22 protein-coding genes are annotated in these 25299 nt (G+C 45.0%); 4 read left to right on the top strand and 18 right to left on the bottom strand.

Annotation, left to right across the window (positions count from 1 at the left end; all coding sequences use genetic code 11):
- Positions 1 to 8: 8 nt before the first annotated feature.
- From AC0YN6_RS06840 to AC0YN6_RS06795, 10 genes are all read right to left on the bottom strand, one after another.
- Positions 9 to 761, bottom strand: coding sequence for an amino acid ABC transporter ATP-binding protein (locus tag AC0YN6_RS06840; protein ID WP_475745898.1), 753 nt, complete (start codon positions 759 to 761; stop codon positions 9 to 11).
- Complete coding sequence (locus AC0YN6_RS06835) at positions 758 to 1468, bottom strand: amino acid ABC transporter permease (protein ID WP_475745897.1); 711 nt, start codon at positions 1466 to 1468, stop codon at positions 758 to 760. The genes AC0YN6_RS06840 and AC0YN6_RS06835 overlap by 4 nt, the downstream gene beginning before the upstream one ends.
- Positions 1458 to 2246, bottom strand: a complete 789-nt coding sequence (locus tag AC0YN6_RS06830) for an amino acid ABC transporter permease (RefSeq protein WP_475745896.1) — start codon at positions 2244 to 2246, stop codon at positions 1458 to 1460. The genes AC0YN6_RS06835 and AC0YN6_RS06830 overlap by 11 nt, the downstream gene beginning before the upstream one ends.
- A gap of 30 nt (positions 2247 to 2276) precedes the next feature.
- Complete coding sequence (locus AC0YN6_RS06825) at positions 2277 to 3110, bottom strand: transporter substrate-binding domain-containing protein (protein WP_475745895.1); 834 nt, start codon at positions 3108 to 3110, stop codon at positions 2277 to 2279.
- A 229-nt stretch (positions 3111 to 3339) separates the two neighbouring features.
- Positions 3340 to 4227 (bottom strand): LysR family transcriptional regulator, encoded by an 888-nt coding sequence (locus AC0YN6_RS06820; protein WP_475746288.1) that lies wholly within the window; start codon positions 4225 to 4227, stop codon positions 3340 to 3342.
- A gap of 236 nt (positions 4228 to 4463) precedes the next feature.
- The gene (locus tag AC0YN6_RS06815) at positions 4464 to 4994 is read right to left on the bottom strand and encodes a DoxX family protein (protein WP_475745894.1); all 531 of its coding nucleotides are present in this window, start codon (positions 4992 to 4994) and stop codon (positions 4464 to 4466) included.
- Positions 4995 to 5019: 25 nt separating this feature from the next.
- Complete coding sequence (locus AC0YN6_RS06810) at positions 5020 to 5934, bottom strand: L-lactate dehydrogenase (RefSeq protein WP_475745893.1); 915 nt, start codon at positions 5932 to 5934, stop codon at positions 5020 to 5022.
- 2 nt (positions 5935 to 5936) lie between these two features.
- Positions 5937 to 6719, bottom strand: a complete 783-nt coding sequence (locus AC0YN6_RS06805; protein WP_475745892.1) for a formate/nitrite transporter family protein — start codon at positions 6717 to 6719, stop codon at positions 5937 to 5939.
- 243 nt (positions 6720 to 6962) lie between these two features.
- Entirely contained in the window at positions 6963 to 7250 is a 288-nt protein-coding gene (locus tag AC0YN6_RS06800; RefSeq protein WP_475745891.1) for a HesB/YadR/YfhF family protein, read from the bottom strand.
- Positions 7251 to 7441: 191 nt separating this feature from the next.
- On the bottom strand, positions 7442 to 8392 hold the full coding sequence (locus AC0YN6_RS06795; RefSeq protein ID WP_475745890.1) for a VanW family protein: 951 nt from the start codon (positions 8390 to 8392) through the stop codon (positions 7442 to 7444).
- 142 nt (positions 8393 to 8534) lie between these two features.
- On the opposite strand from AC0YN6_RS06795, the gene AC0YN6_RS06790 reads away from it, so the two are divergent.
- From AC0YN6_RS06790 to AC0YN6_RS06775, 4 genes are all read left to right on the top strand, one after another.
- Positions 8535 to 9710, top strand: a complete 1176-nt coding sequence (locus tag AC0YN6_RS06790) for a hypothetical protein (RefSeq protein ID WP_475745889.1) — start codon at positions 8535 to 8537, stop codon at positions 9708 to 9710.
- A gap of 670 nt (positions 9711 to 10380) precedes the next feature.
- Positions 10381 to 11619 (top strand): saccharopine dehydrogenase family protein, encoded by a 1239-nt coding sequence (locus tag AC0YN6_RS06785; RefSeq protein WP_475745888.1) that lies wholly within the window; start codon positions 10381 to 10383, stop codon positions 11617 to 11619.
- 1 nt (position 11620) lies between these two features.
- Positions 11621 to 12748 carry a carboxynorspermidine decarboxylase gene (gene nspC, locus AC0YN6_RS06780; RefSeq protein ID WP_475745886.1) on the top strand — a complete coding sequence of 376 codons (1128 nt, stop codon included), beginning with the start codon at positions 11621 to 11623 and terminating at the stop codon, positions 12746 to 12748.
- 306 nt (positions 12749 to 13054) lie between these two features.
- On the top strand, positions 13055 to 13414 hold the full coding sequence (locus AC0YN6_RS06775; protein ID WP_475745885.1) for a helix-turn-helix domain-containing protein: 360 nt from the start codon (positions 13055 to 13057) through the stop codon (positions 13412 to 13414).
- Between the two features lie 45 nt (positions 13415 to 13459).
- Here the strand turns inward: AC0YN6_RS06775 and AC0YN6_RS06770 are convergent, their stop codons facing one another.
- From AC0YN6_RS06770 to AC0YN6_RS06735, 8 genes are all read right to left on the bottom strand, one after another.
- Positions 13460 to 14278: a hypothetical protein gene (locus AC0YN6_RS06770; RefSeq protein ID WP_475745884.1), complete on the bottom strand. Its 819-nt coding sequence runs from the start codon at positions 14276 to 14278 to the stop codon at positions 13460 to 13462.
- 85 nt (positions 14279 to 14363) lie between these two features.
- The gene (locus AC0YN6_RS06765; RefSeq protein ID WP_475745883.1) at positions 14364 to 17600 is read right to left on the bottom strand and encodes a hypothetical protein; all 3237 of its coding nucleotides are present in this window, start codon (positions 17598 to 17600) and stop codon (positions 14364 to 14366) included.
- A gap of 28 nt (positions 17601 to 17628) precedes the next feature.
- Complete coding sequence (locus tag AC0YN6_RS06760) at positions 17629 to 18969, bottom strand: UDP-glucose dehydrogenase family protein (RefSeq protein WP_475745882.1); 1341 nt, start codon at positions 18967 to 18969, stop codon at positions 17629 to 17631.
- Between the two features lie 29 nt (positions 18970 to 18998).
- A complete protein-coding gene (locus AC0YN6_RS06755) occupies positions 18999 to 20369 on the bottom strand; it encodes a sugar phosphate nucleotidyltransferase (protein ID WP_475745881.1) in 1371 nt (456 codons plus the stop codon).
- Between the two features lie 672 nt (positions 20370 to 21041).
- Positions 21042 to 21995, bottom strand: coding sequence for a polysaccharide pyruvyl transferase family protein (locus AC0YN6_RS06750; protein WP_475745880.1), 954 nt, complete (start codon positions 21993 to 21995; stop codon positions 21042 to 21044).
- Position 21996: 1 nt separating this feature from the next.
- Positions 21997 to 23349 (bottom strand): oligosaccharide flippase family protein, encoded by a 1353-nt coding sequence (locus AC0YN6_RS06745; protein WP_475745879.1) that lies wholly within the window; start codon positions 23347 to 23349, stop codon positions 21997 to 21999.
- A 9-nt stretch (positions 23350 to 23358) separates the two neighbouring features.
- Positions 23359 to 24258 carry a glycosyltransferase gene (locus AC0YN6_RS06740; protein ID WP_475745878.1) on the bottom strand — a complete coding sequence of 300 codons (900 nt, stop codon included), beginning with the start codon at positions 24256 to 24258 and terminating at the stop codon, positions 23359 to 23361.
- 3 nt (positions 24259 to 24261) lie between these two features.
- Complete coding sequence (locus tag AC0YN6_RS06735; RefSeq protein WP_475745877.1) at positions 24262 to 25293, bottom strand: glycosyltransferase family 4 protein; 1032 nt, start codon at positions 25291 to 25293, stop codon at positions 24262 to 24264.
- Between the last annotated feature and the right edge of the window lie 6 nt (positions 25294 to 25299).

The raw sequence follows: 25299 nt of genomic DNA, 5'->3' as shown, positions 1-25299 counted from the left end.
TCTATGCGTTAGATGGAATAAACAGCCTCAGGTGTGATCCGTTTCAGAAACTGTTTCGTTCGTTCTTCTCTTGGATTAGTGAAAATTTCTTTAGGCTTACCCTCTTCGACGATAACGCCCTTATCCATAAAGACAACATGGCTGGCCACATCCTGAGCAAAGCCCATTTCATGGGTCACGATAATCATCGTGATGCCTTCCTTGGCGATCTTGCGAATGACACTAAGCACTTCTCCAACAAGCTCTGGATCTAGAGCCGATGTCGGTTCATCAAACAAAATAACTTCTGGATTCAGCGCAAGCGCACGAGCAATCCCAACACGTTGCTGCTGTCCGCCAGAAAGCTCACTCGGATAGGCATCCAATTTATTGCCGAGGCCGACCTTTTCAAGCAGCTCAACGCTCTTTGTTCGCGCCTCATCCTTCGGAAGCTTCTTGACGATAACGAGACCTTCCATTACATTTTCAACGGCAGTCTTATGCTTGAACAAATTGTATTGTTGAAACACCATCGCACTTTTCTGCCTGAGCGCATGAATTTCCTTTTTATTTGTACGCTTGCAATTCACCGTAAAGTCATCTATACCTATTTGACCGTCATTTGGCTTCTCCAAATAGTTAATGCACCGCAGCAATGTCGTCTTGCCTGAGCCGCTTGGCCCGAGTATAGCAACGACCTCGCCTTTCTTAACTGTAAGATCAATTCCTTTCAGCACTTCATTTCGTCCAAAGCTCTTCCTAATTTGCGTCAGCTTAATCATGAAACACCGCCTCTGTTATAAAGATTAAAGCGCTTCTCGGCTGCTGCGGTCAGTCGCTCAATGAAAAAGGTTAATCCCCAGAAAATGAGGGCTGCAGCAAGATAAGCCTCAAAAAACTTCCAATTGGTTGAAGCAACTATTTGCGCTTTGGCGTTAATATCGACGACCGACACTGTAAAAGCAAGCGTTGACCCGTGCAGCATGCCAATGACCGAGTTCGATAAGTTTGGCAGGCTTGCAGCAAATGCTTGTGGCAAAATAATTGTGCGCATCGCCTGCGTTGTCGTCATACCGATAGAATAAGCTGCTTCTATTTGTCCACGGTTAACAGCAAGCAAGCCCGACCTGACAACCTCTGACATATAGGCGCCAGCCGTAATCGAGAAAGAGATATAGGCAAATCCTATCATTGGTATTGAAACGGAACGGAACGACCAACCTAGCGATTCAGCTATAGCATCAACAATCACTGGCAGTCCGAAAAAAATAAGCAATAGATGAGTTAACATGGGAGTACCGCGAATGACGGTTACATAAGAAACGGCAATTGGATATAGGAGCGGAATTTTATAAAGTCTGATAATCGCAACAGAAGTACCAATCAGGAGGCCGCAAAAAACAGAAACGAACGTTATAGCCAAAGCCGTAGGTACAGCCGTTAAGAGCTGAAGGAAAGCTGTCCATATGAAGGCGAAATCAAGCTTCATTTTCCTTTCCCCCTCTGCCAAAGCCTAAACCTGCTGTAAACCACTTTAGGTTCATTTTTTTCACTGTTGGATCTTTGTCCTCTACGACAATGTGCCGCTCGTGCTTCAGCAGCTTTCGTTCAATGAGATCGAACAGCTTCTCAAGTCCAAAACTAATGATGAAGTAGATAAGAGCTAATGAAATGTAAGTTTCAAGGAAATGCCTAGACATAACGGCCAGCGTCTGCGACTTTCCAGTCAACTCCATAATGCCTAATGAGAAGGCGAGTGAGGTATCTTTCAAATTAGCAATAACGACGTTTGAGAATACAGGCAGCGCGATTGCCATTGCTTGCGGAAGCACAATCCGGGTAAAGGCTTGAAAGCCAGTCATACCTACTGCATAAGCCGCTTCAACCTGTCCGCGATCTACAGCCCCGACTGCCATACGGATTAACTCTGCCATATAAGCTGCGCTGTGCAGTCCATACGTAAGAATGACAAAATATAAAGCCGGTACCTTCGCTACATCCAAATAAAAAATCTTCAAGATTTCAGGTAGGCCATAGTAAAACAAAAAAAGCTGAATGAGAATGGGAGTCCCTCTAAAAAAGGATAAATACACTTGTGAGAACCGTCTTAGAACCGGAATCTTATAAAGCTGGGGAAGGGCGACGATAAATCCGATGCCAATCCCGATGATGATGGAGCTTACCACGATGAGAAGAGTGACTTTCAAGGTAGGCAGCATCTTAATTAGATACTCGAACACGTAGCTGATCTCAAATGATTCTCCCACCTAAGCCATCTCACCTTTCTATTGGAATTATTATTCCTGGGAAGTAAAGTCGTCGCCCAGCCATTCAGAGCTAAGCTTAGCAAGGAAACCATCTGCTTTCAGCTCTTTGATTACCTCATCAACAGCATCCGAGAGCTTTTGCTGTTCTGGGTCGTCCTTGCGGAACATGAATAGAATGTCTGCTTCACTAAGTGCTGGCCCTACTGCTTTCAGCTCTTTTTTCGGATCAACTAGCGATAATGTAAAGTCAGCAGCGAGGAAAGCATCTACACGACCAGAGGTTACTTGCGTTAAATTATCGTTTGCACCGCCATTCTGATACACGAGTTCAAGGGCATTGTCGTTTGCCTTATTGTAATTTTCAAGAATAGTTGCCGCTGCGCTTGTCGCTGTTGTTAGCACCTTTTTACCCTTTAAATCAGCCAATGTTTGAACCGAATCATTGTCCTTGTCTACAATAATTTTGTTTCTCCAGTGTGCATAAGGTTCTTTATTAAACAGATACTTTTGCTCGCGTTCTGGATTTTTTTCCATTTCGTGTGCAATCATGTCAATTTTTTTCGTTTCCAAGCTTAACAGCAAGTTCGTAAATTCTAGCGTCTGAATATCAAACTCATAATCAGCAAGACGTTTATCGATTTCTCTAACAAGCTCTACATCGAAGCCTGTAAGCTTTCCATTTTCGTCAATAAAGCAAACATTAGGGAACTGCGTTCCTGTGCCAACTACGATTTTGGTTACTGCTTTGGAAGCCTCTCCGCTTCCCGCATCCGAACTGCTGCTGGCATTGTTTTTATTGCTAGCGCAGCCGGCTAGACTAAGTGAAAGGACTAGTGCAATCGATAAAATAATTTGTTTTTTCATTTTCTTTTCCTCCAAATATTAGAGTTGGCAAAATCCTTATAATTCCCACCCGATAAGTAAGAATTTATGTTGGATTCACTTTAACACCGCGCTCCCAACTTCGTCAATCCTATCGCTTATAGAGATCTTCTATAAGAAAAACGAATTTTTCAATCGATGATTGCAGCACCTAAAAAACGCCTGCTGCTTCAGAAGAAGCAGCAGGCGAATGGGTATAAACTCACTATTTTTATCGGCCCGCATCAGCTAATTGCTTGCCTATTTCCGTAATTGCACGCAGAAATTCCTGATGCTCACCATGATGTGAAATAAGATTGGTTTGCAAGAAAATACCTTCTGTCTCAGGAATGCGTATCGGATAAAGCTTTCCATGCTGCAATTCCTGCTTAGCGCATAAGTCTGGAAGAAAACCGATACCCATTTTCTGAATAACGAGTTTTTTGGCCATCTCGGAATTATCCGTTTGAATTTGGATATTCGGCGGCTGCTCTAGATTCTCGAAAACGCGGTGAATGCGAAGCCAATCCAATGAGCCGCATTCAAAAAACACAAGCGGCTGCTCGGCAATCGCTTCAATCGTCACATTTTCCATCGTTAAGAATGGATGCCCCTCATACACATGTAGTCGGATCGGATCTTCATAAAACTTGCTCGATTGTAAGCTGGGATGATTTACTTTGCGTACAAATCCGATATCAACTTCCTTATTTAACACCCTATTCACAATCTCGTCTGTCGTGCTTGTGACGATTTTATAGTGCGTATTCGGAAATCTCTGCTTTAAGCGAGGTAATAAGTCGGGAATGATATAATTGGAGACGGACACCGTACAGCCTATTCGAAACTCGTTCGGAAGCGACTTCTTCTGATTAATATGCTGCTTGCCCTTCTGATAAATGAGTAGGAGCTGCTGCGCGTAAGGGAGAAACCGTTTGCCGTCTTCCGTAATTTGAACCTGCTTCCCATTTCGATCAAACAGCTTGCAATCAAGCTCCTGTTCGAGAGACTTAATTCTCGCTGTTACCGATGGCTGAGATAAATACAACGCATCCGCTGCTTTATTAAAGCTTCCACAGTGGATAACATAGACGAACGCTTCTATATTCTCAATGTTGATTTAACACACCCCCTGTCAGCGTATTACCAACTAAACCAGTATGAATATGTATAATTAAACTAACAAACTAAACAGTATGTGTCAATCAAACATTCATCCGGAGTGAGCAGCTTTCAACAGGAGCCATTCTTGCATATCCAAAAAAAAGGGGCTGCCTAGAAGTAGATAATTCTACCCCAGTGCAACCCTAATTCAATGTAATGAACCATTTTATTATTGATGTGATCAATTTCTATCTAGCGCGGAATCGTCTTATTATCTTTATAATCATTGCCGCCTTTTCTAAAATTGTTAAACAGCTCGCGAAGATAAGGAAGTACAAAGAAATCAATACCGAATTTCCCTGCATTCGCGCCAGCAACGAATACAATAATACCAATCAGCATCATCCAAGGGTTAGTCGATACTGTTCCCGCAAACATGAACATGAAATTCATTAATAGTCCAAAGAATGCAGCCGTAGCAGTAAGTCCACCCACAATAAGTCCAAGTCCTACCAGAACCTCACCAATAGGAATGATAAAGTTAATAATATCTGCAAACGGAAGAACAAGATGTTCAATAAATGCAGTATACGTTGGATAAACTAATTCGTTTGTAGCTTTATCCATAACTGGATTCGCAATCGCATTCTTTAAATATCCGCTTGCATCAAATCCTCCAAGTTTACCCCATCCTGCACTCAACCATTGCCATCCCAAGTAGACACGCAGGATAAGTAATAAACCCGCTGCATATTTGTTTTCGCTTAGCCATTTGATTACCATGACGCTCAGCTCCTTTTATTTTTGTCTAATCCGAGATCGTTTCAATCAGTTCTTTCAGTTTGTTCGCCGAACGATGCAGCAACACTTTTTCTTCCTCTGTAATAGGGATATCCAGCACTTCTCTAACCCCTTGACGGTCTACGACGCAAGGAACGCCCATATACACATCGGATAAGCCGTGGTAGTCCTGTACTAATGTGGAAACATTGAGAACGGCCGACTCATTATGCAAGATTGCTGTTACGATACGATCTAGAGCTAGTGCTATCGCGTAATAGGTAGCACCCTTCGCTTCTATAATTTCATAAGCAGCATCTCTCGTATGAACAAAAATGTCTTCCTTTTCTTCCTCACTAAGGGAGATGGACGAGCCCGCTACGTTTGCTAAGCTCCATAATGGAAGCTCGGAGTCACCATGCTCACCAATAATATGAGCATGCACGCTGCGCGGATCAAGCTGTAATTTCTCGCCAATGAGGTACCTGAAGCGAGCGCTGTCGAGCAATGTTCCTGAACCGATGACGCGATGTGTTGGCCAGCCCGACTTTTTCCAGCAGAAGTGGCTCATAATATCTACCGGGTTCGTAGCTATGAGTAGAATACCGTCATCATTGTATTTCAACACTTCTGAAACGATACTCTCATAAATCGCAACGTTGCGCTTTAATAGATTCAAACGAGGCTCACCAGGCTTCTGTGCTGCTCCAGCTGTAATGATAACGATATCCGCGTCCTTGCAATCCTCGTACGTGCCTGCCCATACCTTCGTTCTTCCAAGGAACGGCATCCCGTGATTCATATCGAGTGCATCCCCTGCTGCTTTGCCTGCATTTGCGTCTATTAATACAAGCTCATCCATCCGGCTGCGAAGCAACAGCGTATATGCTGTTGTTGATCCTACTGCTCCTACACCTATAACGACAACTTTTGTTTTTTTCATTGTTATTCCACCTCATCAAATGGTTTATTTACGAAATAATACATAACGCCCATAAGGACGGAGCCACCCAATAAATTACCGATTGTCACGGGAACAAGATTATGAATCATGCCTTCTAGTGAAATCGTTCCCGGGTGATTTAGCACAAGCGCTATTGCAAAGGTGCAAAGATTAGCGATGCTGTGCTCATAGCCGGAGATAAAGAAACAAAATACGAACAGCATCATGGCGAACAACTTTGGACCATCACCTCGCAGTGACATTGGAACAAAAAATGCCAAGCAGACGAGCCAGTTACATAACACTCCTCTGAAAAACAATTCCCATACCGGAGCGTGCAGCTTCTTCTCCACAACACTGAGCAAAAAGCCATTTACGGATGCATCGTTAAACAATCCGGTTGCCCATATCAGCAGTGCGAAGGCAACTGCTCCTAGGAAGTTTCCTGCGTAACTCGCGCACCATAGCTTCACTACGTTAACCCATCGCATCTTGCCTCTTAGAGCAGTGAAGGTATAATAGAAGGTGTTGCCTGTAAATAAGTCGCCTCCGCCATATGCAATAAGAATGATTGCTGCTCCGAACGTAATTGCTGCCATGGGATAGGTCAACGGGCTTTGTACCTCGTAGAAAAAGCTGCCTGTCTTGAACGCTACGATTACGCCAAACCCGATAAACATACTGGCTAGCATTGCTCGTAATATATACCTCAGCTTGCTAGATCGAAACACCTTTTGCTTCTTCAATGCAAGCTGTTCAACCCTTCTCAAAGGAGCGTGCTCCATCGGATAATCCTCCTAATATTTTGTGTTTACCGTTTATGCTTTGCTTACCTTTGCTACACCTTTAGTTTAGGGCATTCTTTGCCATTTGTATGTCGGGGAACTCCCTGAACTATAGCTCAGGGTTTCTTCGCGAATGCTGCTGCATAAATAGGGAGGTTCCCCGATGTATCCAGAAGAGCGCAAAAAAGGAGCAGCTCCTCAAGGTTTGCGACCTATTAGAACTGCTCCTTATGTTGTCATGTGCTATTCCACAACCATTTTGATCTCTTCATATTTCTCGTCAAAGGAAATCCGAAGAGTCTTATTATCCAAATACCACAGATTATCTTCTTCTATATAAAAAGTTACACCTTCCACGACATCACGAAGCCCCATACTTCTTGGCTCATCCTTCATAACACCAAGCGAAAGACCTGGATGAACGCTGCCGCAGCCGCCCAAACGGACATAGATACGAATCGCTTCACCCTCATCGAGCACCATTTCATTCTTATACCAGCGAGCTGCTGGCTGTTCTACAACTAATTTCATCACGGTCAGCTCCTTCCACCACATACTCTACTCCATCATTACGAAATAACTTTGCGGTGTCAACCCTTCCGAGCCGAGCGGCTGTTCATATATGAGCCCTAATGGCGCTAGCTGGTAATCATTATATGATCCTATACTTTTTTAATGCAGTATGTCACAAAAAAAAGAACTGCCTAATGCGGCAGCCCTCCTTAATGTATGAGGTTCGGATTCGGCTCCAGGCCTCCTGCATCCATCTCCAATTTAATTTCCTCAGGCAGCTTCTTCGAAGCGCTTGGCACTTGTCTAGTCTTCGCATTTACATCTTCTGATGAGCAAATAACGACGCTAACTTGCCCTCCATGGGCGTAGGCGCGGATGAGTATGGGCTGATCGTAATTATTTTGAAACACAAAATCAGGGCCATACCAGCTCACGGTCGCATCACGGCGGGGGGGCACATATTTGACATGTCGGCTATGGGAATAACGTTCGATGATTTTTAGACCCGCTCGATCAACCGCATTAAACAAGGTCGACGAGATTTGACATATGCCTCCGCCAACGTCCTCGGAAACTTCTCCCCGTACGATGACTGGGGCGCGCAAATACCCTCTTTCCTTCGTTCGTTTGCCGACAACCTCATTAAATGAGAACCGATCTCCAGGAAAGACAACATGATTATTTATCGCTTTGGCAGATAATTCAACATTATGAGAGCGGTTTTTGTTATTCGAGTTGTAATATGTAGCATAGAGACCAATTCTCTTCACCTTAATGGCTGAGAGCAGCTCACTGTCTACTTTAGGATAAGTTGTTAACATGGGAACCGTAAGCCGAGATAATTGTCCTTCAAAAATAAAGCTGTAAAACTGTTCCTCAAACATTTTGCGATTAAGCTTGCTGCCCGTATGCTCAGGCAAAATTCTCCCCGCTCCGTCAAGCGTTGCATTAATCGGCTTCTTCTCGACCTGTTTCTCAAGATCATCCATAAATTTATAGAGCTTATCTTGATTAACGAGCGGTATGCCTGTTAGTGATTCGCTGTACTGTGCTCGTTTCATCTCCACTATGGCATGACCTTCATGTTCAATTACTAAAGGGTCGGAATACTGTCCTTGCTGAAACAGAAACAATAAAGCCAAAATCCACTGCAGTCCCATTGTCGTTAATCACCCCCATACGATAGTATCCGTGCTAGTATGAATCATTTTGCTCAGAACCATTCACTACGGCAGACCACATAATTAAGAACATAATAGCTGAAAATAATAAAAACGATTATGAATGGGGGAAGAAAACCAAATGTACCGGATAAAACGGTATTCGGCAGCAATAATTACAATAGCTCTTATCTCACTGCTATTCTTACAGCCCTATTCGGTCACAGCTCAGGCGACGAATCACAAACCGAAAAAATCGGATGAAAAGCTCTTGCAGAATAAGCTGATGATGACCGTCCGTTCTGGACATCAAGCCGCCTTCATTAGCGATCTGCAAATCCAAAGCCGAGAAATCAATGCTGCATTGTCCCAAGCGAAAAAAACTCCTGCCGCTGAAACCGTCTTTTACCCTGATATTGAGATCACACTGATGTCTACAGAAACGATACCTTTCCGCTTGGAGCGCTCCGGTCAACTCTGGAATGAAGCAAAGGCAGAGCGAACGGTTTTGCCAGACAAGCTTGCTAAGAAACTAATTGGGTTAGCAGAAGCGCTGCGGTCGCAGCATTATGGTAAATTGCTTTCATGGCAGCAATCCACGCAAGTATTGCCTAAAAAAAGCATTTTTGCAGTTACGGAGCTGGAGACTGGATTAACGTTCAACGTTCAGCGGCGAGCTGGAAGCGATCATGCGGATGTACAGCCTTTAACGAAAGACGATACACGGATTATGAAGCAAATTTATAATGGAAGATGGAGCTGGAAAAGGAAAGCTGTGCTTGTTCACGCAGACGGTGCTTGGATCGCAGCCTCTATGAATGGCATGCCGCACGGCGGAGACGGCATTCCGGAGAATGGCTTCTCCGGTCATTTCTGTATTCATTTTCTGGGCAGCTCCACCCATAAATCGGATAGTCCAGACCCCGCCCATCAGATGATGGTGCATAAGGCGGCTGGACAAATAAAGCCTTACTTCGATTCTGTCACTCCTATCATTCTCGCGAGAAGCTTCGTTGAAGTGATGTATCATCAGGACCATGAATTAATACTTCAGCTAGCTGAAGAAATACCGAAGGAGAAGCTTGCTTCCTTTATGAAACAGATGGAATCACTCGTTTCTATACGTGAGCAGATTCCGCCAAAAACAAAAGGCTCAGCCCCTATTCCAGATGAGCTGGGCGATGCACTCATGACGGAGATTAGATTACCGATAACCATCCATGAGCTCGACAAGCCTCGTCGGAACGGCAGCTATACCTTTATGTTCAAACGAGCGTCTATTCAATCTCCATGGCGTATTCAAGATATTATTGAATAAACAGATGGTTTCAATCGCATAATAAAAATCCCTATAGCTAAGCTACACTATAGGGATTTTTTTCATCTTACTGCCTTATTCAAGCTTGATTATAATCACATAAATGACCTTAGCTGCTTATGCTCAAAAAAAATATGCGTTTGATTGAAAATTTTTCTTGCTCAATGCTCCTTATCCTGCTATTATGAAAAAGCATAATTTTTTGGAAAGCTAATATTCAAAACAATGTAGGATCTTTCCAAGCAGATAATCATTGACCACTTCCATTAAGAAGTTAAGGCCATACGGACAGCCGGGTCAAATGCCGATTGGCAACTTTCGTTGCCTTATTGATTGAGTTAAAAGCTCAAATTTTATAAGTTGGTTACTTTACAACCAGTGCATATGCACACAACTTGTGAAACGGTCAATAAGAGTGGTAAAAGTAATTATTTGCTATATAGACTCTGATCCTAACATGATATATTTGAATATTAATAGCCTTTCCATGAAACTATGAGTTTTATGACTGACGAGCACGCAAGAGGTTTGTCCAGTCGTACTTATTGGGATTGTCTTACTATTTAAATATATCAAAGCAAGTGTGATGCGCATGCAGCGTATTTCGCTTGCTTTTTTTGTTGCCGTTTTTGCATAAAAAAAAAATTCATATGGGTCAGGAGATCAAAAAATGGGAAAAGCACTTATCATTGGCGCCGGGGGCGTAGCATCAGTATCCATTCATAAATGTGTTCAAAACAGCGAAGTTTTCGAAGAAATCTGTATCGCCAGCCGCACAAAATCCAAATGCGATGATCTGAAAGCGAAATTGGACGGCGGCAAAACCAAAATTACGACAGCACAGGTCGATGCAGACAACGTTGATGAGCTGATCGCTCTGATTAATGAAGTAAAACCAGATATCGTCATGAACCTCGCTCTGCCTTACCAAGATTTGACGATCATGGATGCTTGCCTGGCGACTAAAACGAACTATATGGATACGGCAAACTATGAGCCGGAAGATACGGCGAAATTCGAATACAAATGGCAATGGGATTATCGCGAACGTTTTGAAAAAGCCGGGATTACGGCTCTTTTGGGCAGCGGATTCGACCCAGGTGTAACTGGCGTATTCTCTGCTTATGCGCTGAAACACTATTTTGACGAAATCGAATATATCGACATTCTAGATTGCAACGGCGGGGATCATGGCTATCCTTTCGCAACCAACTTCAACCCAGAAATTAACATCCGCGAAGTATCCGCTAACGGACGTTACTGGGAAAACGGGGAATGGATCGAAACGAAACCGATGGAAATCAAACGCAGCTATAACTTCGCTGAAGTTGGCGAAAAGGACATGTATCTGCTATACCATGAAGAGCTCGAATCCCTTGCTCAGAACATGCCTGGACTGAAGCGTATCCGTTTCTTCATGACTTTCGGCCCAAGCTATCTCATGCACTTGAAGGCGCTCGAAAACGTAGGAATGACTTCCATCGAACCAATCGAATATGAAGGAAAACAAATCATTCCCCTTCAATTCCTAAAAGCAGTACTTCCGGACCCGGCTTCCCTTGGACCTCGTACGGTAGGCAAGACGAACATCGGCTGCATCTTCAAAGGAAAAAAAGACGGACAAGATAAAACTTACTATGTCTACAATGTTTGCGATCACCAAGAGTGCTATAAAGAAGTTGGCTCTCAGGCCATCTCTTATACAACTGGAGTTCCTGCCATGATCGGCGCGGCGATGGTTATGACTGGAAAATGGAATAAACCGGGCGTATTTAATATCGAAGAGTTCGATCCGGATCCATTCATGGAAGAGCTAAACAAATGGGGGCTTCCATGGGTAGAAGACTTTAGTCCGGTGCTTGTTGATGCTTTGCCTGAGGAAGCTAAAAAGCCGGAGCTCGTTCGCTAATATGCGGTTCGAGGAATTACCGACACCCTGTTTCGTAGTCGATCAAGCACTTATCGAAAAAAACCTAAACATTTTGAACGGCATCATGCAGCGTACGGGAGCCAAGATTTTGCTGGCGCAAAAAGCTTTTTCCATGACTGCTATGTATCCACTCATCGGAAAATACTTAAGCGGCACGACTGCGAGCGGTTTATTCGAAGCACGGCTGGGACACGAGGAAATGGGCAAGGAAAACCACGTCTTTGCCCCTGCCTATCGTGAAGATGAAATAGACGAAATTATATCCATTTGCGATCATATTATATTCAATTCCTTCTCCCAACTGGAAAAATATAAGACGAAAGCTCTATCAGCTGGCAGAAAAGTGGGCCTTCGCATCAATCCGGAGTGCTCGACGCAAGAGGGACATGAAATCTATGATCCCTGTTCACCAGGGTCTAGATTCGGCGTGAAAAAGGAGGATTTCCAGCCTGAACTGCTCGAAGGCGTTTCGGGACTGCACTTCCATACCCTTTGCCAACAGAATTCGGATGATTTGGAGACTACGCTGAATGCAGTCGAAGAAAAGTTCAGTCAATGGCTGCCGCAAATGGAATGGATCAACTTCGGCGGCGGTCACCATATCACAAGAGACGACTATGATATCCCGAGACTCGAAGCTTGTATTCTTCGAATGCAGAATAAATACGGCTTGAAGGTCTACCTTGAACCCGGAGAAGCCATTGCGCTCAATGCGGGCTATATGGTCACTTCCGTACTGGATATCCATAGAAACGGCATGGAGATCGCTATCGTGGACACATCGGCTACATGTCATATGCCAGATGTTCTGGAAATGCCGTATCGTCCGCCGCTTTTCGGTTCGGGCGAAGCCGGCGAGAAGCCATACAGCTATCGGCTAGGCGGTCCAACCTGCCTGACAGGCGATGTAATCGGAGACTATTCCTTCGATCAGCCTTTAAAGAACGGTGACAGATTAGTGTTCGGGGATATGGCGATCTACTCCATGGTCAAAACCAACACCTTCAACGGCATGCCGCTGCCGGCCATCGCCGTGCAGGAGAAAGACGGCAATTGCCGCGTCGTTCGCGAATTCGGCTATCAGGATTTTAAGACGAGACTAGCTTAATGAATAACCAAAGCCTAAACCCTGCTTTGGTCATACCCCGTCAAGTAGACAAATGAAAAAAAGCTAAGCAGCCATCGCGCACCGGTATTCAATCGGTGCGCGTTATTTTAGTTTGGTCTGAAACCGCTGGTCGTTGTATATCATGCGAGGATTGCCGAACTCAGGTTTCATTACATAACAGTTTATTCCAGACACATTCTGCCTTGTACATGCAATTGGTAAACATGATATAATTATGAGTGCGTTTACCTAGCAAGCTTTATGAATATATAAATAAGATCATTTGTGACGTTGGAGAGGGGGATAATGATGTTTGAGAAGCGCCTTAAACAGTTGCGTAAATCGAGGAAATTAACGATGCAGGAAGTAGCCGATTACTTAGGGGTTGCAAAAAGCACCTATGCAGGTTACGAATCGGGCTACCGACAGCCGACTCTTGAGTCCATTCAGACGATTTCGCGTAAGCTGCGCACTTCCGCGGATTATCTTCTCGGGCTAACTGATTATCCCGAGCCGCCAACCGAGCTAAACCATAATGCAAAAGAGTATTTGAATTATGAACAACTTCATTGGGATGGGGTTCCTTTGGAGAAGGACGATCTGGATTTGATTCGCAACTTACTCGAACGCGTGCTCCGTGATCGCACCTTGCCAAAGGATGAATAACCTATTTTCCAGTCGAGGGAACCATCCACCTATAGGTTAATTCTATCAGCCGCTCATCAATTGCAGCAGCTTCGCTTCGAACTGTCCTTGAAGCTGCAGAATAAGCTCACTGTACGATTGCTCCCATTTCTCCGTAATTTCTGACTGTACGTTATCTTTTTGTGCTTTTTCAATAACCCCTTGCAGCTTCGTGCTACAGGCGGTTTCCGCATTTGTAAGACTATCCATCCACTTTTGACTCAACGCCTGAAAAGCATACGGATCTGACATATCCAATTGCTCAATACTCGTTTCCGCTCCCACCAGTATTTCATTCATATCCTGTGTGCACTTAGCTTGAATCTGAATGATCTCTTGCTCATACTTATCGGACATACTTATCGGCGGTTCAGTTTCTTTTATATTCGGCACTTCCGGTGTCGGTTTTGTTGTTGTACCTTTATCCGGCTTCTTACCCGGTTCTTTATTCGGCTTAGCTGTGCTTGATGGCTTTGTTGTTTGAACAGGCTGAAGCTCTTTGTCCGTTTCTTTCTCAGGCAATACTGCTTCATCATTAGCGTTAGGTTTGTCCGTTACTTGTTCCATCGGCTTACCTGGATTATCAGTTGGTAGAGGAGCACCTTCTACCACAGGGTTCGTTTTTTCAGGTTCAATTCCATATAGCTCATCCTCGCCCAGCTGTGCCTGCTCGTTTTGCGCTGCACCATCCGCATTCACAACAAGCGCTTTCTGTGAAGATTCATTCCAATATAGTCCGCCCCATACGAATAATAAAATAACGGTTAACGAGCCCAAAATAATATTAATTGTATCCGGTTTGCGTAGGCGAGGACGCCTATTCTTTCTTGCATGCTTCTGACTCATATTTAGCTTCTACCGCCTTTCGTAGAGAATAGAAAGAAGCCAGTCTCCATTCTCTTCGAAGAGATGAAAGACTGGCTGCTTGGTCTTAAGATCGCATAATTTCCGTTATAATGGTAGTAAGCAATTTGTTAACCTTGCTTTTCGTTACGTTGATTTCCTTATTCTTTAATGAGTTAGATGCCTCTACTTTGTTAATCTGATTTACGGCTTCATTTCTAGCCTGTACAATCTCCAAAATCAATTGTACCTTCTGCTCGTCATTGGTTGCTGCTTTCAGCTTCTTCTTAATCTCATTTAACTTATCATCCAATTCATCAGCGATTCTTTTAAACTCTGCCTTTGGATCCGTTTCTACATCACCGTTAACAAGTGTGACCTCCTGCTGGAAAATCACTTTCGCAGAGCCGCCGTAAGGATTAACTAACGCCGCTTGAATGACAGCTGTTCCTTTAGCAACATTTTTCGGTATCGTTACTTTACCTTTCGAATCGACCGTGACGTCCTTGTTTCCCGATACCTTCTTCCACTTTAAGAAAGAGGATGGAAGTGTTGTGCCGAGCAGCTTCAAGCTGTATTCATGCTGTCTGCCGTCCGCCGTGATCTTCACTGCTGATATCACTTCTGAACGGACATAGGCGACGGTCAATGCGTTGATCGCCTTCTCATCATACTTCAGCTTTAATTGGAATTTAAGTACCGCTAAGCGCACGTCCGTAGATTTGACACCTAGGTTATGCAGCGCTTGGCTCAGTACGTAATCATCCTCATCGTCTAAAATCTCGCCCATTGCTTCCATTAAGACAGCATTAATTTTGTCTTTGTTGCCAAGCAGCTGAGCAATCTCCTGCGGCTTCATATCCGAGATGATCTCACGAACTTCCCCTTCGATACCAAGGCGGTCATCGCCATCGCCGAACAGTAGAAGCAGGAAATCGTCCATCGTTAAGTTTGATACTCCGCCGGCTGCTGCAATCGTCTTCAGCGTCGCTCTGAACTCGGGATTCGTTCGAATCGCTTCAAGTCCTTTCCCTTTCGGGTCATACTGCATGGAGCCTACCGCTTGAATGATTTGGAACAGACTCTTCTTAAGCTCCGTTTTGTTAACCGATGCCGGCAACTTTGATGCTATTTTGCTCCAAATTGGATCGATAAGAGATTGATCCTTTGCAAAATCAAGCTTCGCGATTTCGTCGCGCAAATTGCGGACATCTTGAACATCCGATGGGTCACCAGCAAGCAGCGCTGCGTGGAGCTTATTCATTCGCTCGAGGAAATCCTCCGCTGGGAACTGTTCTCCCTCTGCGGCAGTTAATGTCACTTCTTTCTCGAAAATTACCTTTGCTGAACCGCCATATGGATTGATGAACGTCGCCTGTATAATCGCCGACCCGCTTTCAACTCCACGTGAAAGTGTAACCGTACCGTTAGATGCTACTTTCACATCCTTACTTCCAGACACTTTGCTCCACCGCAGCGAAAGTGGCGGAACATCCACGCCGAACACTTTTAAGCTGTATTTTTGCTCTCGACCGTCTTGACTGACTTTAGCTGTCTCCACTGCCTCAGCTCGCATATGAGCAATGATCATTGCTTGAAGCGCAGGCTCATCATATTTCAACTTCGACTGAAAATTAAGAAATGTCGCAGTAGATTCTTTCGTTGTAACACCAAGCTGGCTTAAAACCGAGCTGACCTTATAGTTGCCTGTTTCACTTAGAAGCTCATTTGTCTTCTGGAGCAATAAAGCGGACAATGCTCGCTTGTCTCCTAATAATTGCAGCAGCCCCGTCGGTGACAAGCTTGTAAGATGCTGGCGAATAGCCCCTTCTATACCGGGAATAGTATCGCCAGTTCCGAACAGAAACATCAGTAGATCATCTATGACAAAACTTGATTCACCGCCGCCAGCAGCTCCAAGCTCCATTAATACTTCCCGATATTCAGGATTCGTTCGGATCTCTTCCAAGCTCGCAGCCTGCGGATCATACGGGATTAAACTAACTGCTTTTATAATATCGAACAAACCTGCCTTCAGCTTTGCTTTGTCCGCTGTTGCCGGAAGTTTAGCCGCTATCTTGTTCCAAATCGGATCAATTAACTTCTGATCCTTCGCAAATCTCAGCTTAGCAATTTCATCTCGTAAATTGCGAACGGCTTTTATATCTGCCGAATCGCCCGCTGCAAGAGCAGTATGTAACTTATTCATCCGCTCAAGGAATTTCTCTACAGGAAACTCAGTTTCAATTGAGCCAATAGCATTTAATGTAACCTCTTGCTCAAAAATGACTTTTGCCGATCCGCCGTACGGATTTCTCAGCTTAGCCTGAATAACTGCATTACCTGTTTTCGCATTATCCGGAATGGTAACCACGCCAGTAGGCAATACGGTCACATTCGAATCACCGGATACCTTTGACCACTCCAGCACTTCCGGAAAAATATATACGCCGAACACATTTAAGCTGTACGTATGCACACGGCCTGTGTAATCTATCTTCACGTTTGACTTCACGGTTGATCGAATATAGGCGACGGTCATAGCGCTAATCGCAGGCTCGTCCTTCTTCAACTTCAACTGAAACTTCAGAACAGTTGCTCTAACATCCTGCGGTTTCACTCCTAGATTTTTCAGAATAGAGCTGAACTTGTAGTTTTTCGTTTCACCTAGCATTTTGTCCATCGCTTGAAGCAGGACCGTTGTAATCCCTTGCTTATCGCCAAGCAGCAGTATCAGCTCTTGGGGAGACTTCTCTGCAAGCAAGCTGGCGATCGTTCCTTCAATTCCTTTACGACTGCTGCCGTCGCCAAACATAAATACGATAAAGTCTTCCATTCTAATATTCTCGTCGCCGCCTGCAGCAGCAATCATCTTCAAGGTTGCGCGATATTCAGGATTCGTCCGAATCGCTTCCAAATCTGAGGCTCCGGAATCATAACGGAAGGAGCCTACATCCTTGATCAACCGAAACAGACTTGACTTCAGCGCTGCCTTGTCGGCAGTCTTGGGGAGCTTCGCGCTAATTTTTGTCCAAATGGGATCAATTAGCTCTTGGTCCTTCACTACATCCAGCCCTGCAATTTCATCGCGCAAGTTTCTTACCTCTTGCATATCAGCTTTGTCACCTGCTGCAAGCGCGGCATAAAGACTCTCCATGCGCTCCAAAAACACGTTCGAAGGGAAGCCTGCTTCTGCAGCGCTCGCCGATTGAACGAATCCCAGCTTCTCCGTCAGCCCTTTCTGGCTGAGCGGCAATCCGCCTAACGATGCTGTAAGCATTGAAATCGCGAGCGCGGATAATGTTACTTTTTTTCGAAACGTCATTACTTTCACCTCTGGTCATAAGTTTGTTCTAAAATTGTAGTACAGGTATTTGCTGCTTTACGCCTTGATTAAGGCTAGGGCGGCCTACGGAGTAATAAACAAATTCAGTTCCAACCAAATGTTCCTCTTCAAAAACATTACGGCCGTCTATCAAAATTGGGCTTTTCAATACCTGTTGGAGCAGCCCAAGATCAACCTTCGAAAACTCTTCCCACTCAGTCAGCAAGCACAGCGCATCTGCGCCTTTTGCAGCTTCCATCGCATCCTCGCACCATTCAACACCTCTTATTGCGTACAAGGTACGGAAATTTTCCATCGCGATAGGATCATAAGCTTTGACTTTTACACCGTTATCAACCAAATGTTGAATAATTTCTGAAGCAGGAGAATCGCGCACATCATCGGTATTCGGCTTAAATGCCAGCCCCCAAACTGCAATCGTCTTGCCTGCCAAATCACCTTGAAAAATGGTCTCCAGCTTGCGGATAACGTTGAATCGCTGATCTTGATTGACCTCGACCACCGAGCGAAGCAGCTTAAACTCATAATCAACATGACCGGCAATTTGAATCAAAGCACTCGTATCCTTAGGAAAACAAGAACCTCCATAGCCGATCCCTGCCTTTAGAAACGATGGCCCAATCCGCTTGTCATGCCCCATCCCTTCAGCTACCTTCGTCACATCCGCGCCTACTTTCTCGCAGATGTTAGCAATCTCGTTAATAAATGATATTTTTGTCGCTAGAAACGCATTCGACGCATATTTAATCATTTCAGCGCTGCGAATATCTGTGACGACAATTTGTTCGGTTAACGGAATATGCAGAAGCTTCATAATCTCTGCTGCGCTTTGCGAGCTTGCTCCGATAATAATGCGATCCGGGTGCATTGTATCCTGTATCGCAGAGCCCTCTCGCAAAAACTCTGGCAATGAGATACTGTCAAACAATTCACTAGTGTGAGACTTAATTACACTCGCTAGACGCTCATTCGTTCCGACGGGCACCGTGCTTTTTACAGCAATAATTTTGTAGCCATTCATCGCCTTCGCGATCTCAATAGCCGCTTGATCAATATAAGAGAGATTTGCTTCGCCATTTGGCAGCGGCGGCGTTCCTACCGCTATTATAATAATGTCCGATTGGCGCACCGCGCTTGGCAAATCGGTCGTAAATGTGAGCATTCCCGCCTCACGGTTTGCCGCAGCGAGCTCCTTCAAACCTGGCTCATAGATTGGGATGCCGCCTGCATTTAAAATTTCGATTTTCCGAGGGTCCTTGTCCACGCATATCACGCGGTTACCCAGCTCGGCGTAACAGATACCCGATACGAGTCCCACGTAACCCGTTCCAATAACCGTAATGTTCATGCTGATCGCTCCTTCATTGAATGATTTATCTATACGGTGCACAATTGCATAATCTCATTCCAATCGAAGGCAAGCCGGACGATGTCCTCTTCAATAAGCTCCGTCCCTGTCTGAATTTCGATAATGTCCATTTCTGTCTCCGCGCGCAGGCTATGCCGATTTTCTCTCGATATCGTTAGCACATCTCCTGATTTCACTTCAAAGCTTCGACCATTCAAGACCATAACCCCTTGTCCTGATACAATCGTCCACACTTCATCTCTTAGCAGATGGTACTGATAGCTTAAATTCTGTCCTGGTGCTACGCAGATACGTTTCGTCAACACCTCTTTGCCATTCGGATATTTCAAATAATCCAGCACGCGATAGCGTCCCCAGCGCCGCTCCTCATACATCGGACGCTGATCCGAATGCTTCATCACTTCTTTAATCATGGGACTAGACGCTTTATCCGATACCAAAATACCGTCAGGACTCGCCGCAACGATCACATTGGATACATTCAGCAGCGTAATTGGGATGTCGAGCTCATTGATAACATGTGTGTTAATTGAGTCGCCCGTAATAATCCCTTTGCCGATAAGCGGCGTCTCGATTTCCTCGGTCAGCGTATTCCATGTTCCAAGATCCTTCCAATCTCCCTCGTATGGCAGCGCCACGATATGATTGGATTTCTCTACAATTTCATAGTCAAAGCTGTTCTTCGGCATTTTGCCGTACTGCTTCAGCATCTCGTCGTACTGAATCGGGAATTCATTGGCGATCAAAATATTAATAAGAAAGTCCAGCTTGAATGCAAAAACCCCGCAGTTCCAAAGCGCAGCCTGCTCGATCATGGCTGCCGCTTCTTCTTCGCGGGGTTTTTCTCTAAAGCTGTGTACTTGTACGAAAGACTTATCCGAATCAGCGGAAGGGTCAGGAACGATATATCCGTATTTTTCAGAAGGATACGTAGGTTTAACGCCCATAAGTGCCAAATCCGCGCCAGATTCATTTAGAACCTGATCAAGCTCTTTCGTCTTATGGAAAAACGATTTCTCCACGTAAGGATCGACGGGCATAACAACGACTGTCTCATTCAAACTTACACCTTTTACCGAATATAAATAAGTGGCTGCTAGCGCGATTGCAGGGAAAGTATCTCTTCTTTCCGGCTCAACGATCACCTCGATCTCACTTCCGAGCTGGCTGTGAATCATGTCTACCTGAGGTTTGCTTGTTGCGATATAAGAATGTTCACGTAAATCCGCTTTCGTTATTTGCCCCCATACTCGCTGAACCATCGATTCACGCTCGCCATCAGCATCCTTAAGCACCTTCAAAAACTGCTTGGACCTCGACTCGTTCGACAACGGCCAAAGACGTTTCCCAGAACCACCGGATAGAAGAACTATTTTCATTTTGATTCCTCCTAAAAGTTTTGTGGAGCGTTACTGATTCATAGACCTCGTAACAAAACTTACTTCGTAAGCATCAGCTTAGTTTTGTGGAGCACTGCTGCTTGTATGACTTCGTAGTTATCCACGCGCGCCCCACCAATGTGCCTTATAAGTGCCCGTACCGAACAAATAAGTCTAGTAACTAGATCTATTTCTCCCAAAACGACCAATTTCTTTCAAATAGATCTAGAAATTAGACTTATGCATGACGCGCGCCCCACCAATGTGCCCTATAAGTGCCCGTACCGAACAAATAAGTCTAGTAACTAGATCTATTTCGCTCAAAATGACCATTTTCACTCAAATAGATCTAGAAATTAGACTTATGCATGACGCGTGCCCCGCCAATGTGCCCCATAAGAGCCCGTACCGAGAAAATAAGTCTAGTAACTAGATCTATTTCTCCCAAAACGACCATTTTCTCTCAAATAGATCTAGAAATTAGACTTATGCATGACGCGCGCCCCACCAATGTGCCCTATAAGTGCTCGTACCGAGAAAATAAGTCTAGTAACTAGATCTATTTCTCCCAAAACGACCAAATTAACTCAAATAGATCTAGAAATTAGACTTATGCATGACGCGCGCCCCACCAATGTGCCTTATAAGTGCCAGTCCCCGTTGCCGAGGCAACTAAGCTTCGTTCTTCACCACTAGTTGAGCTGACTTGATGGCGCTTGTCCAAGTGTTATAATAATTAGAGTTTTTGCCGTATGAGTTATCGAGCAGCGTATTCGGCTTGTCCATAAGACAAGATAATATATGCCCGTGTAGTCTTGAGGTTTGTACAGCACGATAACCGCTGAAACGCTTAACCGCTTTATCCACTAGGTAATCTGAATACTTGCCCCATATCGCCTGCATTGGCAGCGGCACACTGCTCTTCGTCATCATTTGTCCGATCATCTTAATTGACTTTTTCTCCACGCGATTGTAAAGGGATGCCCAGTCCAAAAAATCTCCCATTCCAGCAGATTCGAAGCTCGCCTGCTCAGATGTCTTCTCGATGTCCGTGCGGAAAAAGCAGAGCAGCTCCTTGCCAGGGTTGCTTTTTGGTAAAATCGGCCATAGCTGATGCGCCATGTCAGGTGATAAGTATACGCAGCACTTATGAAACTTTTGAGCAGCCACGCCATAAGACAGCGTATCTCGAATGAAAAGATGTACATCCTTATGCTTGTTGAAAATACGCGCTGTCCGATCATACTCCGTTTCTTTCTCGAAGAAAATCGTCTGCGGCAGCAGTACGATCCGGTGGTTAGGGTAGTCGACAACAATTTTCTCCCGCAGCTTCTGATGCACCGGATACAAATCGCCGAAGTTGCCTCCGCCTTGCAGTACAATGATCTGATCCTTCGGAATGTTCAGCTTGTCGGGAAAATCAAGGACACTGTAACGAGCCGCAACGCGGATATTATTGTCCTTGAAGAACGCCTCTGCTCCTTTCATGATCAACAAATCTCCGCCATTGTTGTATACAGGGTAATCGATATAATAAATGCTTGAGCCCGGAGGAATCACCTTCGTGATACGAAGCAGCATCTGCTTCAAACCCTCCATCGGATGTACCTGTGATTCAACTTGCATATCAACGCGCTCCTTTACGTAGTTTTTTGTCTTTCAAACGGTCGATCAGAAAACGGAAATCATTTTTATCAAACAACATGCCTGAAAGCTCTACACGAAAAATCATCCTCATCGAAACCATCGTCACCGCTAAGCGGATGACCGCTCCGATCAACAAGGCGAGCGCGATTCCATTCAGCCCATACAAAGGCGTTAACAGGAAAAACAATCCGATCGTTACCGTCAACGCAATAAGCTGGCGTATAAGCACTAATCCCGGACGGCCCATCGCATTAAACGAGGATGCCAAAATCCATGAGCCGCCCCCGAGAATACATTCAAACGACAACAGATAAAATGCTCCGCTCGCTTCCAGAAACGGTGCTCCGAACAGAATGCCCATCAGATATCGTCCAATGAACATACTTGGAACGACAACAATTGTCATTAGCATCATCGATAGTCGAAATGCCCTGCCAACCGTCGCAATAATGACTGATTTATCCATGCCGGTCACCTTCGGAAACACAACATTGGTGATCGCCATTTGCACGACATTGAATACGCGAGACAACGCGTATACGACGGTGTACAACCCGAGTTCTCTAGCAGTCAGCATCGATAGAATGACCAGCTTATCGAACTGTGAATACAACGTCCCTAACAGCTCAACTCCGAACACTTTGCTGCCATATCCGAACAGTGCCTTGGCAGCCAATCGATTGCCAAGCCCCTTTAGCCAGTTTATCCGAAGCGCGTCCCTTATGCTGTACAGGGACCACGATATAACAAGCACGCTGGTCACGAGGAAGACGAGAGAAGCATTGTGCAAGCTTAAATCGCCGACTGCCCAAAGCCCCATAAGCCCAACTAAATTGAACAGCGGAACAGATAAACGCACACCATTATAAATGCTGAACCTGCCCGTACTTTGCGCCAGTGCCGATATTAAATTGATAGCGAGCAGAATCGGCAGCATAAGCACCGTATACCATCTCGCAATTTGAACGATGTCAGCGGGATAATTACCTAACCAAACCGGCAGCCAAATCCACGCGACCACACCAACGATTATGCTGACCGGAATTTGAAACAGAAAACCCGCTCTAACAAAATCGCTCCCGCTGCCTTTATTTTGCTTCATATTATAAATAAGAGAGGTCGGTAATCCGAAGCCTACAAGTCCTGCGAGAAGCGTCGGCCAAAATAAGATGGCCGAAAACTCCCCCTTCCCAACGACACCAAACATACGCGCCGTCACAATTGAGGTCAGCGTGCTAATGACCATGACCAGCAGATTGGTTGCGCTCGTACGCATGATCGTTTGAATGAGGCCGTTGCCCCTCCAAGCTTTTGAAATGGCGAGTTGTGCCATACCTGTCTATCAACCCCTGCCGTTATAACGCAGGATGCCGACAAGTGATCCGTTGCGGTAACATATTTTCACGACTTGGCTAATAAATCTCTTAAAATGAAAAATAGACAGCAAGGACGTTCCAATTGCCTGAATCATTCGAACCAAATGCTTTACGATAGCAAGGAAGCTTCTGTCCTGCCGCTTAACCGCATCGCTCACACCTTGCCAGAAAATACGCTTCAAAAACCACTTTTTCGTCGTTCTCTCCTTGGCAATTTTGTGCTGAACACTCGCAAACGGAGTATAAAACACCTTATAGTTCTTCCGAATCCGTGCGATTAGCTCACTTTCCTCGCTCGAGAGCAGGTTCGTGCCAACCCTCCCAAGATCCTCACGGAATGGCTTGAATTTCCGGAATACACTTGTTCGAAAAGCAACGTTAGCGCCATAAGGAATGGACGGTGCTGGCATTTCCTTAACTACGCTCGAATAATCGAGAATGGTGAACACCGAACGATGTTCCTCCGGAATCCAATCCGGCTCAGCCACTTCCCAGATCGGATCGATTTTGCCGCCTACGCAGCCGATCGACGCGTCGCTCTCGAACACATCCACGATATGTCGCACCCAGTCGCGAGAGGCTAGTGCATCATCATCCAGAAATAGAATATATTCGCCCTTTGCTTCCTTAATCGCTCGATTGCGAGCAACCGACAATCCAAGCTTGTTTTCAAAAATATAACGAACTCCCTTGCCATGACGCCTTGCAAGCTCGCCAACTACCTTTGCGGTGTTGTCCGTCGAGCGATTGTCGATCACAACGATTTCAATTTGCTCCCGCTCAAAGCTTTGAGCAAGCACACTCTCAATTGCCTCTCCCGTATCCTTAGCCCGGTTATGGGTGCAGATGGCTACCGTTACCTTCATCCTTTATCCCCATCCTTGGTACACATTTTTTATCCTTTGTGCGATTGCACTCCAGTCGAGCTCCTTAAGTACCTCTTCATACTTAGGCGTTCTTTGCTCTCGCTTCACATTTAAAGCTGCTTTCATCGCGTTCTCCAAGCCGTTATAATCGTTTGAATTGTAGCTGACCACCATGTCCTCTTTAAAATACTCATCAATAAAGTCGTTATCCGGCATGACGATCAGCTTCCTGAATGAGAGGCCAAGTATCGCTGAGCCTGAAGTCGTAATCTCCTTATACGGCATCACCATCACATCGACGGCGCTAATGAGATCAGCAACCTCTTCATTCGGAATGAAGCGTAAATCCAATATAATATTTTCTTTATCCTCGACATGCTTCAAAAAAGATTCCATCTGCTTGTCCGCCTTACCCGCAACAATCAGATAGGAATTTCTAGTCTTCAGCGCATTGAAGGCTTCAATTAAATCCTCAACACCCTTATAAGCTTTGATCGCGCCTAAAAACAAATAAACATCAGCACTCTCACTGATACCATAGCACTGTCTGAAATCTAACCCTGCCGGCTTATACACGCCTAGATAGTGACCGTGCTTTACGACAAAAAGTTTTTTTGCCGGAACCCCAAATTCCATCATTACCTTACGTTTGATCGACTCAGAGGCAACGAGCAGCTTGCTGCAAAACTTGCAAATGAGCGATCGCATGAACCTCTCCAGCCCTTTATATTTCACCTGATGCGGATACAGATTATGAATCGTCCAGACAAGCTGCACTCTCCGCACCTTTAAATAAAGCATCGTCATCACAAAAATAAACGATTTCACAATGAACAGCAGCAGCCTGTCATTCTGATACGCATGATGCATCCAGTGAATATGGACAACATCACCCGCTCTCGCCTCACCAACCTGAAGCATCAGCTTGCCGTGCTTCAAATCTTTGACTTCCATACCTGCGCTGCTGAGTGAATCCGTCAACAAATCATTGTAGAAGTTCAACTCGCTTGATTTCGGCCACATCCATACTTTCATCGCCAT

Source organism: Paenibacillus sp. J22P15 (genome assembly GCF_056269345.1).
This window is presented reverse-complemented; position numbering and strand designations above follow the sequence as displayed.